The 16,342-nt window shown below is 47.0% G+C and carries 8 protein-coding genes, 6 pseudogenes and 1 other annotated feature; of the genes and pseudogenes, 11 read left to right on the forward strand and 3 right to left on the reverse strand.

Annotated elements, in window-relative coordinates; genetic code table 11:
• The first annotated feature begins 147 nt into the window (after positions 1-147).
• Together JCM11969_RS00470 and JCM11969_RS00475 are read left to right on the forward strand one after the other, a co-directional pair.
• A pseudogene (locus tag JCM11969_RS00470) lies at positions 148-835 on the forward strand (response regulator transcription factor).
• Entirely contained in the window at positions 832-2,559 is a 1,728-nt protein-coding gene (locus JCM11969_RS00475) for a HAMP domain-containing sensor histidine kinase (protein ID WP_065903425.1), read from the forward strand. The pseudogene JCM11969_RS00470 and the gene JCM11969_RS00475 overlap by 4 nt, the downstream one beginning before the upstream one ends.
• A gap of 239 nt (positions 2,560-2,798) precedes the next feature.
• On the opposite strand, the pseudogene yidC reads toward JCM11969_RS00475, so the two are convergent.
• Positions 2,799-3,741, reverse strand: a pseudogene (yidC, locus tag JCM11969_RS00480) (membrane protein insertase YidC).
• Positions 3,742-3,832: 91 nt separating this feature from the next.
• Positions 3,833-4,105, reverse strand: a complete 273-nt coding sequence (locus JCM11969_RS00485) for an acylphosphatase (protein ID WP_054706941.1) — start codon at positions 4,103-4,105, stop codon at positions 3,833-3,835.
• A gap of 68 nt (positions 4,106-4,173) precedes the next feature.
• Between JCM11969_RS00485 and JCM11969_RS00490 the strand changes: the two genes are divergently transcribed.
• The 9 genes and pseudogenes from JCM11969_RS00490 (at position 4,174) to JCM11969_RS00530 (ending at position 13,378) form a co-directional block, all read left to right on the forward strand.
• Positions 4,174-4,941 (forward strand): TrmH family RNA methyltransferase, encoded by a 768-nt coding sequence (locus JCM11969_RS00490; protein WP_054707317.1) that lies wholly within the window; start codon positions 4,174-4,176, stop codon positions 4,939-4,941.
• 156 nt (positions 4,942-5,097) lie between these two features.
• On the forward strand, positions 5,098-5,610 hold the full coding sequence (locus JCM11969_RS00495) for an HD domain-containing protein (protein WP_054706943.1): 513 nt from the start codon (positions 5,098-5,100) through the stop codon (positions 5,608-5,610).
• A 20-nt stretch (positions 5,611-5,630) separates the two neighbouring features.
• Positions 5,631-6,022: pseudogene (locus JCM11969_RS00500) on the forward strand (winged helix-turn-helix transcriptional regulator).
• A gap of 24 nt (positions 6,023-6,046) precedes the next feature.
• Positions 6,047-6,279 (forward strand) — a binding site (T-box leader).
• A 42-nt stretch (positions 6,280-6,321) separates the two neighbouring features.
• A pseudogene (pheS, locus tag JCM11969_RS00505) lies at positions 6,322-7,367 on the forward strand (phenylalanine--tRNA ligase subunit alpha).
• Positions 7,368-7,376: 9 nt separating this feature from the next.
• Positions 7,377-9,787 (forward strand): annotated as a pseudogene (gene pheT / locus JCM11969_RS00510) (phenylalanine--tRNA ligase subunit beta).
• A 618-nt stretch (positions 9,788-10,405) separates the two neighbouring features.
• A pseudogene (mltG, locus tag JCM11969_RS00515) lies at positions 10,406-11,553 on the forward strand (endolytic transglycosylase MltG).
• A 31-nt stretch (positions 11,554-11,584) separates the two neighbouring features.
• A complete protein-coding gene (gene udk, locus JCM11969_RS00520; RefSeq protein ID WP_054707320.1) occupies positions 11,585-12,256 on the forward strand; it encodes a uridine kinase in 672 nt (223 codons plus the stop codon).
• 80 nt (positions 12,257-12,336) lie between these two features.
• Positions 12,337-12,819 (forward strand): transcription elongation factor GreA, encoded by a 483-nt coding sequence (greA, locus tag JCM11969_RS00525; RefSeq protein WP_054706946.1) that lies wholly within the window; start codon positions 12,337-12,339, stop codon positions 12,817-12,819.
• Positions 12,820-13,072: 253 nt separating this feature from the next.
• Complete coding sequence (locus JCM11969_RS00530) at positions 13,073-13,378, forward strand: HesB/YadR/YfhF family protein (protein ID WP_054706948.1); 306 nt, start codon at positions 13,073-13,075, stop codon at positions 13,376-13,378.
• A 105-nt stretch (positions 13,379-13,483) separates the two neighbouring features.
• Here JCM11969_RS00530 and JCM11969_RS00535 read toward each other — a convergent pair whose 3' ends face one another.
• Entirely contained in the window at positions 13,484-16,135 is a 2,652-nt protein-coding gene (locus tag JCM11969_RS00535) for a YfhO family protein (protein ID WP_225353065.1), read from the reverse strand.
• Between the last annotated feature and the right edge of the window lie 207 nt (positions 16,136-16,342).

Genomic DNA, 16,342 nt, shown 5'->3' on the forward strand with positions numbered 1-16,342 from the left:
CCGCGCAGTTTCTCGCCAAATTACGATTAATATAGTATGATAGACGAAGTGTGAGCGATAGTTGTGATACACTGTCAAACAGTGTCCAAAATACTATAAACGATGGTTATCCTAAAAAATAATATTGAATAAGAGGAGTTCGTTATAATGAGTCGCATTTTAATTATTGAAGATGAAAAAAATTTAGCCCGCTTTGTGGAGCTTGAACTTAAACATGAAGGTTACGAAACAGAAGTCCGTTTTGATGGGCGTGCCGGTCTTGATACCGCGCTGGCTGAAGATTTTGATGTCATTTTATTGGATCTGATGTTGCCTGAATTAAACGGGATCGACGTTGCCCGCCGGATTCGTGAAACAAAGAGCACGCCAATTATTATGATGACGGCGCGGGATTCTGTGATCGACCGAGTTTCTGGGTTTGACCACGGCGCCGACGACTACATTGTTAAGCCATTTGCGATTGAAGAACTTTTAGCACGTGTTCGGGCATTGTTGCGTCGGATCCGCATTGAATCGGAACAAAAAGACTTCAAGCAAACAACGGTGACTTACAAGGACCTCACGATTGAAAAAGAAAACCGAGTCGTGCGTCGCGGCGATGAAGTGATCAACCTGACGAAGCGCGAATACGAACTCCTTTTGACGCTGATGGAAAACGCCAACGTTGTGTTAGCTCGGGACGTTTTTGTTAAACAAGGTCTGGGGTTACGAATCAGAAGTTGAAACAAACGTGGTCGACGTCTATGTACGTTACCTGCGGAATAAAATTGATCGTCCTGGTGAAAAGAGCTATATCCAAACCGTTCGTGGGACAGGGTACGTGATGCGTTCATGAGCCAAAACACACCAGAACTCGCGGCGGAGACGACCGCTAAAAAAAGACGTCGGTTATCTGTCAAGTGGAAATGGGCGCTGGGCACCGCAACCGGCGTCTTTCTCATCTTCATTATTTTTTCCTGGCTGCTGTATTCGGGGCTGTCAGGGGTGCTGCTAAGCCAGGAACGCAGCCATGTGAACAGTACGCTGACAACGGTCCAATCCCGACTGGATAATCTTCAGGGCCATTTCAATAAAACAACGGTTGCTGCCGAACTACAACCCACGCTAGATCAGCCAAGCGGCTCGGTGAGCGACGAAACGAATATTTACTCCAGTAATTTAATTACAGATCTGTCACGTGATAGTACGGTCGTTACCATTTATAACGCCCAGAAAAAAGAGGTCTTTTCGTCACGAGATAAGCAATTTAAAACTGGTAAGTTAACGCTTAAACGACAGTTGTCGCGCGTCAACACAGCCCATTTTTCAGGGCTCGTTGGTCGGGCGCCCATCTACACCGCACAGGGGCATCAGCTGCTGGGCTACGTGCAGGTGACCAATTCGCTTGAGGAATATAAGGCAGCGCAACAGCGGTTTGCAATGATCTTACTCGTCTTACTTATTTCGGCTGTGTTTGTTGCGGCCGTGTTTAGTTACCTGCTATCTGCATACCTGCTGCGGCCGATCGATGACCTGAACGCGACGATGCGCGCGGTCCGGTCTGACCCGCAATCTGAGGAACGGGTGCCAGAAACTAAGCGTAACGACGAGTTGTCTGATCTGACAACGCTATTTAATGATATGTTAGATCAAATGCAGCGCTACATTGACCAGCAGCAACAATTTGTTGAAGACGTTTCACATGAACTACGAACGCCAGTCGCGGTTATTCAAGGCCACATTGAGATGCTGCAACGCTGGGGGAAGGATGATCCAGAAGTGCTGGATGAATCCCTCAGTGCCGCGATGCAGGAAACCAAACGGATGCAGAGTCTTGTGAGTGAAATGCTGGATCTGACCCGCGCAGAACAGATTGAGATCACGCTGAATCATGAAACGACTGACGTTAAGGAAGTTGTGAACCAGGTGTTCAACGATTTCAAAATGATTCACCCGGACTTCATGTTCATTTTGGATGATGATGTTGAAGGTCACGCGTACTCGCAAATATATCGGAACCACCTTGAACAGGTGCTGATCATCTTGTTAGACAACGCCGTGAAGTATTCGGTTAAACGAAAAGAAATTCATATGTCGTTGTCCGAGGGCGGTCACACGGTTGAAATTGCCGTTCAGGACTTTGGTGAAGGGATTTCCCAAGAGAACATGAACCGCGTCTTTAACCGTTTCTACCGGGTCGATAAAGCCCGTAGTCGCAACAAGGGCGGTAACGGTCTCGGGCTGTCAATTGCCCAGCGGTTGATCGAAGCCTACCATGGTAAGATTGCCATCGAAAGTGCTGTGGGCCACGGGTCGATCTTCCAGATTGCGCTGCCGTTGATCTCCGAAACGGAAAAGCAGCAACTCGACATTGCAAAAGAAGAGGGGCCGAAGCCCAAACCAACACCGCTGTCTTCCAATTTGGGTGCTGACCCGACTGATGAGTCAACTGCTGCTTCGACGAAATCGTCGGAGACGACCCCAACGGACGATACAGACTCAGGTACGGGCATTCCGGGTGTCTATCGTGCAACCGATGACCCAAGCGTTCATTCAGATGACGATGACCCTCAGGATTGATCCCGTTTAATAGCGTCAATAAAACGAAGCCGCAATTGCATCCCATTTAAGGGTGACAATTGCGGCTTTGTTTTACGCTAAATATGCAGAGCGTTGCAGCTTACAGGGCGGAAATAGGTAGCGCCAATGGGCAACCTAGGTTTTGTTTCCTCTCAAGTACCCTCCAAAAAATAGCACACAAAAAAACGCCAAGCACTTGAATACTTGGCGTTTTCTTACGATGCATTATTTAATGCTGATTACTCATGATGGTGCTGTTGCTTACCCGCATTTCGTTGCCGGTTTTTCTTATCGGTGGCTTGCGTCTTGGTCAAAGGTGCTGAATCCGTCGAGCTGCTATCAGCTGTTGGTGTTGCCGCAGCTGGCATTGGTTCCTCAACGATCTTAGGCGGGTTCTTTTTCATTTCGGCTTCAATCTCACGTCTGATCCGTGGTCGATACAAATTAATGATGATCGTCTGGATGCAGGCAAAAATTCCACCGATGAAGAAGTAAAGGCCTAGCCCAGCGTTGGCTGAGATCGTAAAGAACAAAATGAACACGGGACTGATGACCATTGTTACCCGCATTTGTTTCTGCTGTTCCTTTGGCATGCCGATCATGGATAAGTACCCTTGAAGCAGGTATGCCACGAAGGAAAGAATGGCCAATACAATGGAAGACTTCCCAAGCGGAATACCCATAAATGAAGATGAGGAAAGCTCAGGCGAGTACTGAATCGCAGCGTATAATGCAGCGAAAATTGGCATTTGAATCAGCAGCGGCAAACAGCCGATCCCACCAGTCATGCTGATGCCGTTATCCCGGTAGAGTTGCATCATCGCTTGACCAGCTGCAGCTTGCTCTTCTTGAGTTGAAGCCGACTTTTGACGTTTCTGAAGGGCAGTCATTTGAGGTTGATGGCTGCCATTTTTCTTGTTGGACGGTTGAACTGCGCATCTGACGGACCATCAACGGCAATAAAACGAGCCGAACGACGACGGTCAAAACGATAATGGCCCAGCCATAGGAGTGGCCTAAGAAGTTGGCCATCCATTCCATGACGTGCTGACCAGGAACGGCGAGGTAATCGTACACGACGCCGTAGGGCTTACCACTCTTCGTGCGTTGCACACACCCGCTCAACACAAGGGCGAGTCCCGCTAAGGCCATGCCCAAGCGTAAAGGTTTATTTGATTTCATTTGTTAGTTGTCAATCCCCTTCTAAAATATTGCAGTCTTCACAATTTGCTTAACGCAACAAAGTAAATATTACTTGAAATAGGGGCATTTTTCAATTGGTAATGTTAAATTCGTGCCAGACAGGGGCCGTAATTGGCTTGACGTGCACTGCATCAACGACAGCGTACGGTGATGGCGACCGTTTCAGTCCGGCGACAAAGGTGGCAAGTGTTTCTGAGTCGGCCTGGGCTAATACTGAGACGGTCCCATCCCGTTCGTTTTTGACCCATCCAGTGACGTTTAGCTCGTCGGCCATGCGCTTGGTTGACCAGCGAAACCCGACGCCCTGGACACGGCCAACGACAGAAATTAATTGTGAGGCCATATAATCACTTCCTAAATCGTGCTAGTATGTATCTATAGTAACAAAATACGGAGAAAGAGGTGGCCATGATCGAAAAGATTACGTCTACACAAAATGCAAAGGTAAAAAAATGGCAACATTTAACGACAAAGAAGGGACACCAAAAATACCATCAATATCTGGTTGAAGGGTGGCATATCGTTGGGGATGCACTGACTGCTAACGAGCCAGTGCAAACGATTCTGGCAACGGCAGATCAGCTTGAAGCGCACGAGGATGACCTGCCAGCAACGTTGGAACAGATTGAGATCTCAGAAGAAGTTGCCAAAAAATTAACGGATACGGTCACACCCCAGGGCATTTTCGCTGTTGTGAACATCACTGCTGCTACCAGAGTTGCCCCGGAAGACGCGGCCGGTGCTTGGCTTATGCTGGATCGGATCCAGGATCCCGGTAACATTGGGACGATGGTCAGAACTGCGGATGCAGCCGGATTCACTGGTATCGTGTTTGGTAAAGGCACGTCCAGCCGCTACAATCCTAAAGTTGTTCGGGCGATGCAGGGCAGTCAATTCCATGTCCAATTGACCGAGGGAGACCTAACCGCCTGGTTGACAACATTCAAAGGCGCGGACAAGCCCGTTTACGGGACGGCCTTAAATAAAGATGCGAAGAATTTCCGGGACGTCACTGCATCAACTGAGTTTGGCCTCATCATGGGCAACGAAGGCCAGGGCATGGCGCCTGAATTGATGGCTGAAACGACCGACAATCTCTATATTCCAATTAAGGGGAATGCAGAATCGTTGAACGTTGCAATTGCGGCTGGCGTGTTGATGTTTCAACTGAACCAGTAAAATTGGTTCGGTTTTGTCCGGAAATCAGTCATGATTGCACTATTTTAGGTCTCTTTAGGTTTATTTAACCGAATAAATGGCCATTTTACTTGTTATTTGTAATGAAATTCAGTATAGTATGTCTAAATGAACTTACTTAAGTAAAGGAAGCGTTCTATGAAGACCAATGATTGGCGTACAGACACAGAATACATCGCTTTAGTGGACGACTTGCTGGCTAAGCCAGAAGTACAGAAATTGGCTAACTATACGCAGCACCACCATTCTGACCGACTCACACATTCGATCTCAGTGTCTTACGATAGTTACTTAATTGCTAAAAAACACGGCCTTAACACCCGGGCAGTTGCGCGGGCAGGGTTGTTACATGATTTATTCTACTATGACTGGCGCACCACCAAGTTTAACTTGGGCTCTCATGCCTTCATCCACCCACGGGTCGCACTGCGAAACGCGGAAAAGCTGACTGAGCTGACCCCCATGGAAAAGGATATTATTCTGAAACACATGTGGGGTGCCACGGCGGCCATGCCAAGATATCGCGAAAGTGTCATCGTGAGTCTGGTCGATGATTACGATGCGATTCACGAGTTCTTTAGCCCACTTCGGGCCCGCATGAGCCAGTGGAATATGAAACGATTAAAGCAAGTCTTATTTGATGACAAATAGTGATAACAGGGGGTGTTAAGATGGATCAAACCTTAACGCAAGGATTAGTGGATATTGACAATTTTGAACTCTGTCCAAAGTTTGAGCAGACGTTTAGTATTTAGGTAAAAAATGGAACGGACTGATTATCGATGTATTGTTGAACCTCGGCCCGCAACGGTTTAAAGATATTGCAGGTAAGGTGACTAGGTGTTCAGATCGGGTGTTGGTCGAACGCCTTAAGGAACTCGAGATGAACGGCATCGTTGTTCGCAACACCTATGACGATTCGTCGTTGATCGAATACGCCCTCACTGAAAAAGGTCAAGACCTTGCCGGTGTCATGAAGACGGTGCACAACTGGTCTGAAAAATGGAACCAGTTAGATGCTGATGATCCGCAAGAGGTTGACCAATGCCACCAACCGCTGTAAACTAATTGGTGTGTAAAAATTGAATGAAATGCCTTAACGAAAGAGTAGTAGGTTCAGCGCTAATCCCAGAGAGACGGCCAGGTCAGTGGAAGGTCGTCGATTGGTTAGGATCGAATTCACTTTCCGAGCAGAGATTGGGCGTCGCGGTCATTAGGGTCGTGACAAATAATCGTCCGGTTGATTGACCGTTATTAAATTACCGAGTGTACTTATTGATAAGTAAACAAGGGTGGTACCGCGAAGACTTCGTCCCTTTATTTTGGGGCGGAGTTTTTTTATTTTGTTAAGGAGGATCCATAATGACACTTAGAGATCAATTGGAAAAAATTCGCGATGAGCGAAAGCAGAGTATCCTCGATGTTGACGACCTTAAAAAGCTTGATGAACTGCGTGTGCAGTTGTTAGGTAAAAAAGGCCCCGTCACTCAAGCGCTCCGCAGTATGAAAGACTTACCCGCAGACGAACGACCTAGCTTTGGCCAGTTTGCAAATAAGGTGCGTGACGACCTAAAAAACGCCATTGATGACCGCAATAGCGAACTACAACAGGCAGCGTTAAACTTTAAGCTGCAACACGAAAAAATTGATGTGACCTTACCAGGGGCTGCCGTTACTCAGGGACAACCACACGTGATTCAACAAATCGTTGATCAGCTGGAAGACCTCTTTATGGGCATGGGCTACCAAGTTTTGAGCGGTCCAGAAGTCGAAGAAGACAAGTACAACTTTGAAATGATGAACCTGCCTAAGGATCATCCAGCACGGGATATGCAAGATACGTTCTATATCACCAAGGAAATTTTGATGCGGACACAAACCTCACCGATGCAGGCAAGAACGTTGGAGACCCACGATTTTAGTAAGGGGCCGTTGAAGATGATCTCACCAGGGTCGTTTACCGTCGTGATACGGATGATCCAACCCACTCTCATCAATTCCACCAGGTGGAAGGGCTTGTCATCGATAAGCACGTTACCATGGCTGATTTAAAAGGTACCTTGGAACCGGTTGCACACACCTTATTTGGTGACCGATTTGACGTCCGGTTGCGCCCAAGTTACTTCCCATTTACTGAGCCTTCTGTTGAAGCCGATATTACCTGCTTTAACTGTGGCGGTAAGGGCTGTAACGTCTGCAAGTACACCGGCTGGATCGAAGTGCTCGGTGCCGGGATGGTTCACCCGAACGTGTTGAAGATGGCTGGGGTTGACCCAACCGTTTACGGTGGCTTTGCCTTTGGTCTTGGCCCTGACCGGTTTGCAATGCTGAAGTATGGTGTTGACGATATCCGGAACTTCTACTTAAACGACGTCCGGTTCCTCACCCAATTTGCTAAGAAAGGATAATCAAAACCTATGAAAATTTCTTATCGCTGGTTAAAAGAGTATCTCGATATTGATGTACCAGCCAAAGACTTAGCAGAAAAAATCGAACGGGGTTCCGTTGAAATTGATTCTGTCGAAAAGCCTAGTGATGGTCTTAAAAAGATCGTGGTCGGTGAAGTGATGTCCATGGAACCGCATCCCGATTCTGATCACTTAAACATTTGCCAAGTTGATATTGGGGAAGACGACCTATCCCAAATCGTATGTGGCGCACCCAATGTTGCGCCTAACCACAAAGTTATTGTTGCACTGCCTGGTTCAAGAATCGGCGGCAACGTCAAAATTAAGCGGTCTAAGATGCGTGGCGTCACTTCCAATGGGATGATCTGTGCGCTGGATGAAATTGGGTTCAGCAAGGACGTTGTCCCAAAGGAATGGGCGGACGGTATTTACTTCTTGCCAGACGATGCCGAAGTCGGTGAACCGGTTTTCCCTTACCTTGGGATGGACGATGAGCTGATCGACGTTGATGTAACCCCTAACCGTGGCGACATGCTGAGTGTTTACGGTGTCGCAAATGACGTCGCTGCGTTGTACGACAAAACTGCTAAGTTGAATCACCCTGATGTGACTGAAATTGGCGAAAAAGCTGTTGATCAGGTGACGTTGGACACGGATGAAAGCCTAGCACCAATCTATAAGATGCGGCTCGTTAAAAACGTGACGATTAAACCAAGTCCACGCTGGTTACAGATTAAATTGTGGAACGCTGGCGTTCGCCCGATCAATAACGTGGTCGATGTCACTAACTACATTTTGCTGAAGTATGGTCAACCGCTGCACGCCTTTGACTTTGATAAGATCAAGGGGAACACGGTCGTGACTCGAAACGCGCGGGCAGGCGAAAAGCTTACTACGTTGGATGAGGAAGAACACGACCTTGATGCAAACGACATCGTGATTGCTGATACGGATAAGCCGATTGCATTAGCCGGTGTGATGGGCGGCTTCAATTCAAGAATTGATGACGACACCACAACGGTTGCCATTGAATCAGCTGTGTTCCAGCCAACATTGATCCGGAAAACGGCGCAGCGGCACAACCTGCACACGGATGCATCCCAACGTTTCGAACGTGGGTCAACCGTGGCGGCGTTGCCGAAGCCTTAGACGCTGCTGCTCAGATGATGGACGAACTGGCAGATGGTGATAGTTTAACGGGCATCGTGACCGGTGCAGAATACGACGTGACTGACGTCAACGTTGACGTCACACTCAGCCGTATCAACCATGTGCTGGGGACTGAATTGTCTGCTGATGAGGTTACTGCTATCTTTAAACGTCTTGGCTTTGGTGTCGCATTGAATGGTGAGACCTATACCGTAACTGTGCCGCCACGTCGTTGGGACATTCATATTGAAGCCGACCTGCTGGAAGAAGTTGCCCGGATCTACGGTTATGATGCCATTCCATCAACGTTACCAGTTGGCCCGACGACTCTGGGTAGTTTAACTGATAAGCAACGGTTGATTCGCGCATCACGTAGTTTGTTGGAAGGATTTGGCCTGAACCAAGCAATCTCATATGCCTTAACCACCAACGAAAAGGCACAACAATTCCTGATGCGTGACACAGAAACGACAGAACTCAGCTGGCCAATGACCGCTGACCACACTACCTTGCGCGAAAACTTAGTGAGTGGGTTGCTGGACGACGTTGCGTATAACAACGCGCGCCACGTGAACGACATTGCGCTTTACGAACAAGGCCGGGTGTTCTACCGTGAGGGCGACGAAGTTCGACCAAGCGAACAAGAACATATCGCCGGGGTCATCAGTGGTGAGTTGACACCAACGAGTTGGCAGAACAGCAAGGCCCAAAAGGTTGATTTCTATCAACTGAAGGGCATCGTTGAACAATTCTTAGCTAACCTTGACGTCGAAGGCGACGTGACCTTTGAAGCCACCGACAAGTATCCAGAAATGCACCCAGGCCGAACGGCTGATATTGCCATTCATGGGCACTACGTTGGCTTTATCGGGCAGGTGCACCCAACGACAGCGTCAGCATACAAGATCAAAGAATCATATGTGTTCGAACTGAACCTGGATGCCTTGATCGACATGCCAAAGAAGGCCAACCAGTACGAACCAATTTCGAAGTACCCGGCTGTAACTCGGGACATTGCGCTATTAGTCGATCGGGCAGTCACAAACGATGAGATCTTAGCTAAGATCCGCAAGCGTGGCGGGGCTTATCTGAAGTCCGTCAAACTGTTTGATGTTTACGCCGGCAAGAACTTGCCGGTTGGTAAGCAATCGATGGCCTACACCTTGACGTATCAAAATCCAAACGATACGTTAACGGATGATGAGGTCAACCAAGCATTTGCTAAGGTTGAGAAGATCTTGACTGAGGATCTGCACGCTGAAATTAGATAGTTATTAAATGCTTTAAAAGGCCAAGGATTTTGGATCCTTGGTCTTTTTGTGGGGAGTAAGTTGGTGGCGCTTTCTGTTGGTGTTGGGGTATAGGTGCGCTTGTTGTGTGGTTGGTTCCTTGCAGATTATGGGTGGAATTTCTGGACGATTACTGCTGAGACTTCATGGGATTGGAATTTTTGGTGGGGTTCTGTTATATTGTGGAAACGTGTTCAGCAAGCCAAGGGGCGGCCATGTAAGGAACTCTTGCAAAAATGCCAAGCCCGAGCATTTCTGCAAGAGTTCCTTACATTCTGCCCCCTTAACCGGCTTGCTTCACACTCTGCTTCTATTACAAATTACTCAAGAACCCACAATATTACTGCAATCAACGTCGTTTTTTGGTAAACTATACAAGATTGAAAAAGAAACGGAACGGGGGAACTACTCGTGGATAAAGATAACCAACCCACCAAAAATGAGTCAGAGAACACTAAGCTGGACAGCACGGCCGCGGATGCCCAGACAACTGATACGACGGCACAGACACCAAATTCTGCACCTTCAAAAAATGATCAACAGGTAACTGGTGACAGCGGTGACAGTCAACCAACTGAGTCGGCAACGCCGTCGGGGACGATGCCACCAACAGGTAATGGGGGATCGACGCCGCCAACACCGCCAGAAAAACCGGGCAAGCCCAAGATGAGCATGGGTCACCGGATCATTATCGGCGTGGTCAGCATTTTGGTTGTCCTTGTTGTCGTGAGCGGTATCGGGTTTTATCGATACTTTAAGTCGGCGCAAAAGCCGTTAAATGCCCATAGTACCCAAGTCGTTCAAGTGGATATTCCCATGGGTGCCTCAACGAAAAAAATTGGGTCGATCCTGCAAGAAAAGAACATCGTCAAAAGTGGGATGGTCTTCAACTATTTCGTGAAGTCACGTAACTTTACTGCCTTTCGTGCGGGTTATTACCAATTGAAGTCTTCAATGACCTTGACCCAGATTGCTAAACAGCTCGAAAAGGGCGGTTCCAGTGAACCTATTCAGAGTTCCAAAGGGAAAGTGCTCGTCCGTGAAGGGGTTCAGATCAAGGACATTGCGACAACGATTGCGGCTTCAACTGATTTTAGTAAGAGTGAATTTCTGAGTTTAATGAAGGATCAAACCTTTATGAATCAGCTCTACAAACAATATCCACAGCTCTTAAAGTCAACGATGACAAGCAAGCACGTGCGGTATAAGTTGGAAGGCTATCTGTATCCAGCAACGTACACGGTAAATAAAAAAATGTCACTCAAGCAGCTGGTTGAACAAATGGTTGGTGCGACCAACACGGAAATGAGACCTTATTATAAGTACATTGCTAAGAAAAAGATGACGGTTCAGCAGGTGCTGACCTTATCATCGCTCGTTGAACGTGAAGGGGTCACCAACACTGACTGGCGTAAGATTGCCGGTGTCTTCTTTAACCGAATCAAACAGGGGATGCCATTGCAATCTGATATTTCTGTGATGTATGCCATCAACAAGCATAAAAAGAATTTATCAGATAGTGATCTGCAATCAAATTCACCATATAACCTGTATAAGTACGCGGGTTATGGACCAGGACCATTTAACAGTCCAAGTTCAGATTCCATCAAGCCGTTTTAAAGCCGTTAGACGAAAGCAAGGGGTATCTGTACTTCGTTGCGAATATGAAGACGGGTAAGATCTACTACTCTAAGACATTGGCTGAACACAACGAAAAATCAGCAAGTTTAAGTTCTGCAAATAACTAAGTAACAAATGGGAAAGGATCTTCAATTCAACATGGCAGCTACGCAATCAAAACCCGTCATCATTGGTGTGACAGGCGGGTCAGGCAGTGGCAAGACCACTGTCAGTCAGGCAATTTATCATAATTTTTCAAATGAATCGATCATGATTTTGCAACAAGATGCTTATTATAATGATCAAGCTGAAATGACGATGGCAGAACGGCGCGCAGTGAACTACGACCACCCGCTGGCCTTCGATACCGATCTCTTGATCACCCAACTCAAACAGTTGCAACAGTACAAGAGTGTTGAGAAGCCGGTGTACGACTACACGCAGTCAACGCGTAGTGACAAAACGATTCACCAGGAACCAAAGGATGTCATCATTGTTGAGGGCGTTTTAATTCTTGATGATCAGCGGTTGCGTGATTTGATGGATATTAAAGTTTTCGTTGATACGGATGATGATATTCGCATTATTCGCCGAATTGAGCGTGATATTAAGGAACGCGGCCGTGATTTAGATTGGATCATCGACCAGTACTTGGCGACGGTCAAACCAATGTATCATCAATTTGTCGAGCCGACAAAGCGTTACGCTGATCTGATCGTGCCTGAGGGTGGCGAGAATCGCGTGGCCATTGATCTCTTGACCACAAAAATCCGGTCGATCCTGATGCGTAAGAAGAATGGTCGGGCGCAAAACAGCACCCAAGTCATTTAGCGATTAGGGGTTGCAAGTCGCCTACGAGCATGATATTGTAGGCGACAGACATATTATAAAGAATTTAAGAGGTGGCTATTTTGGCTGAAGAAAAAACCTATCCAATAACTGCGGAAGGCAAAGTCAAATTGGAACAAGAATTAGAAGATCTTAAAATGAACAAGCGTCCTGACGTGATCAGTCGGATTCAGATTGCGCGTAGTTATGGAGACTTGTCAGAAAACTCAGAGTACGAGTCTGCCAAGGAGGAGCAATCAATGTTGGAAAGTCGTATCTCAACGGTTGAACACATGATTCAATACGCTGAAGTCATTGACAATGACAACACGGATAAGGATGAGATCACCGTTGGGAAAAAGGTGACCTTCAAAGAATTACCCGATGAAGAGCCAGAAAGCTACATTATCGTTGGGGCCGCTGAAGCAGACCCAATGTCTGGCAAGATTTCAAACGATTCTCCAATCGCTAATGGGCTGTTAGGCCATCGAGTTGGTGAAGAGGTCACGATCAACATTCCTGCTGGCGATATGAAAGTTAAAGTTTTAACTGTTGAACCTGCATAAAGCGGCGTCATTTAAAAAGTATCCGTTGATTCGCGCCAATGCGAAGATACGGGTACTTTTTTGATGTAAATTTCTTAAATTTCACAAGTGTGACTGAGCGTAGCAGATGCGTGTGGTTGAAAATAACCAAGAATTGATAGGGATTAAGAATTACTATTCTTTAGTTAGTGTATTTGACTTGCGTTTTTGTGAAATACAAGGTATAAATGAGATGTATTGAAAACGTATACAACTTGTGAAGGGGATATCATTAATGAAGATTACAGTTTCGGATCGCGCAAGCAAATGGTTCCACGCAGATATGGGTCTTGAAGACGGCCGTGGGGTACGTTTCTATGGTAAAGTCTATGGTAAAACACCCGTCCATGACGGCTTCTCCCTTGCATTAACGCCTGATGACCATCCTAAGAATCCCTATGCAGTTACCGAAAAAGATGGTATTACTTACTTTGTGCAACAGGGTGACGCCTGGTTCTTTAAGGGGTATGATCTGGGAATCGATTATGACCCACAGATCGATGGGCCAAAGTATGACTATATTGAAAATGGCGAACTATAGACATGTGTCGGGTGTTTAATCAGTTAACCCGTTTTAGATGACACAAAAACACGGTTTAGGACCTCTGTTGAGCTCTTGAACCGTGTTTTATTTGCCTATCTGTGACTAGTGTTGACGTCGGCGCCATAGGTATAAGCTGCCGCATCCAGCGAGACAGATGAGACTGATGGCGAGGCCGAGGTTGAATAGTGGTGGCCAATAGCTGATATGAATCGTGTGGGTACCCTTGGACAAGTTGAGTGCCAAGAAAGTATCAGCAGCCTTCTTTGCAGTGACTGGATGGCCATCAACGGTAACGTGCCAGCCCTTACTGTAAGGAATCGTTGTCATTAGGGTGGCATTGTTATGCGGCGCTGTGACAGTCCCTGTAATTGACCGTTGGGAATGATGCGTCACGGTTAGCGGATGCGCCTGCAATGTCTTGAGTGATGACTTGAATTCTGAATTGTTGAACTTGTAAAGGGTGAAGTTTTGCAACCACAGCGTACTCTTCTTGAAATTCAGTTGAATTTTAACTGTTTTGCCCTTGTCGTGGTTGGCAATGTTGACGACGATCGTGTGCCGATAGGTTGGGTATTGGCTGAGCGTCTTACCGTTCAACAGAACCGTCACGTTATCTTCATCCATGTCGGCGCCCATAGTGAGGTAGTAGGAATCGTTACTGGTGGGTTTAAACGTCAGGGTGACTGAACCAGGTTTTAGTAAGTTCGCCTTTTGCAGGAACGCACCAGTCAATTTTGTTTGCTGTTTGACGTTTGAAAATAGGACATTATTGAAGTTCTCAGCTGTAAATAAGTGTTGATCTTTTTGATTGCCCGTTAGTGACGCAAAGAGATTTGCTTGATAGCGGGTTGGATCGGCAGTTGTATTCTTCAAACTCAGCACCTTTGAACTCGAAATAAAGCCCATGGACAATGCATTTGGATTCTTATAGGTCGCGACTGTGCCGTCTTCTTTGATCTTTTGGTAATCCGCCAGGTCAGCTCTAGTAGACACCGTCGGCAGGCCGGATTGGGTGAGACCAGTTGCACTAGTTGACCCGGTTAAAACTGAATCTTGGTTGATCAAATAACGGAAGTCCAGCAGGGAATCAGTGAGTTCTGTGCCATTGGTGTAGGCAACGAACCCGTCTCCATCAGGCTGACCGATGTTCCCCATAAAGGTTGGCATCGTTTTTTCCAACGTTGAGGAGAAGACGGAGCCACCGTTGAACTGACCAGTCAATGGATCGTTCTTCGTCCGCATGAAGGTTGGCGTCATCCGATAAAGACCCTTGTGCTTGCTGGTAACGCCAGCGACCTCCTTTGTCATGACCTGCTCGTAATTGCCATACTCAGTTTGACTCACATAGGTGATGTGATTCAGGCTAGTGACCATGTTGCTGGTCATTTCTGCGATGATAAATAGCGAGAAGATCACTTGGTAGAAGAAGGCCTGTTTTTGCGGCAGGGCCACCAGACAGATGGCGGCGACGTAGAAGAGGCCACCGATCATGACCTGGTTTTGACTCAAGAAGCTAAAGGATTTTAAGTTGACCCAAACGTAGATGATCGCTACTGCACCGACTACCACCATGATCAAAATCTGCGCTGGATCAGGCACAAAGTCGGCTTTTAACGCATTGGCTGCTAACCAAATCAGCCAAAAGCTCACAACAAATGAGAAGCGGTAGGGGTACCAAATTGGGAATTGCATGGCGTGCCACAGGAGGTCCAATGGTTGAAAACAAAGGGAGAGCAGGAGGACCAAGCTAATGATGAGGGCCATCCAGCGACGTCTAGATTTGATATCGGTCCGCACGAAGAAGGCAATAACACCGACTAGAACAACGCTGCCGATAAACAGGTTCGGCATTCCCTTTGGCATTTGGCTAAAGTTAAACCCGCCTAGGAACAGTTTTGCCAACATCTTAAATGGAAAGTATTCGAACTTAAATTTGACGTCTGTGACGGTGTACTGCGACTTACTCAGTGACAGTGAATACCAGGTCGGCAGCAGTGTGACGCAGGCAATGCCAGCCGCCAGCAGCGAACTGCCAATGAACCGGCCCGTTTGTTTCAATAATGCTGGACGATTCTGATACTGACTGATGGCCTCATAGATGAAGAAAAGAATCGCAAACAGGCAGACCATGTAAGCCATATAATAATTGATGATCAGTAAGGCAGCCAACCAGAAAATATAGGTTCGACAGCCCTGACCGTTGATCAATCGGAGTAGTCCAAGGACGATCAGCGGCAGAATCACGACTGCATCTAGCCACATTAAATTGAGTTGGTTGGCAATCATCCACCCCATCATGGCATAACTGGTAGCAAATCCCAGGACAGTCCAGTGGCGCTGAACGCCGGTTTTGATCAGCAACCAGGCAAAGGTAAACCCTGCAGCGCCGTATTTTAAAACGGTAATGACGAGAATCCCACTCGTGATCACGTGGTCGGGGAAGAACAGTAGGATCAGATTGAAGGGACTTAATAGGTAGTAAGTCCAGATCCCAAACATTTCGCCGCCCAAGGCTTTTTGAAAGGTATAGAAAATACCGCTTGGGTCGTGGAGTAAACAGTGCCTGAAGTAAGCATAAAAATCCACGTACTGCTGCCCAAGATCGACCGTCAGTAGGGAAGAATTCCCAAACGGTGCCATATGGCGCGACGCAAAGTAAACAGTCATGATCAGCGCCGGAAGCAGAAAACTCAGCGTTAGGATCAACCGCCGTTCCCGTTTTTCGGTCAGATTTAATTGAAATTTTGGAAACACGAAGACAACCTCCATTAAACAAGTGATGATCTCCACGAGTACTGGAGATTTTTTCATGAGACATGGGGCGCACAGCCACCAGTGGTGATCGATGCAGATAAGTAACCCATCGAAATTTGATTCATTGTTGGATTATGACGTTCACTAGTGACGTCCGCGCACCCTTCCTAGTCATTTAGAATAGCATAAATTTCCTTACTAAGGCTT

Source organism: Secundilactobacillus paracollinoides DSM 15502 = JCM 11969 (assembly GCF_001311135.1).
Lineage (GTDB): Bacteria > Bacillota > Bacilli > Lactobacillales > Lactobacillaceae > Secundilactobacillus > Secundilactobacillus paracollinoides.

Bases quoted from the DNA above. Each gene is read 5' to 3' on its own strand.
- udk (WP_054707320.1), top strand. From the start codon at position 11,585: ATGGCAGCTACGCAATCAAAACCCGTCATCATTGGTGTGACAGGCGGG.
- JCM11969_RS00495 (WP_054706943.1), top strand. From the start codon at position 5,098: ATGAAGACCAATGATTGGCGTACAGACACAGAATACATCGCTTTAGTG.
- JCM11969_RS00485 (WP_054706941.1), bottom strand. From the start codon at position 4,105: ATGGCCTCACAATTAATTTCTGTCGTTGGCCGTGTCCAGGGCGTCGGG.
- JCM11969_RS00475 (WP_065903425.1), top strand. From the start codon at position 832: ATGAGCCAAAACACACCAGAACTCGCGGCGGAGACGACCGCTAAAAAA.
- JCM11969_RS00530 (WP_054706948.1), top strand. From the start codon at position 13,073: ATGAAGATTACAGTTTCGGATCGCGCAAGCAAATGGTTCCACGCAGAT.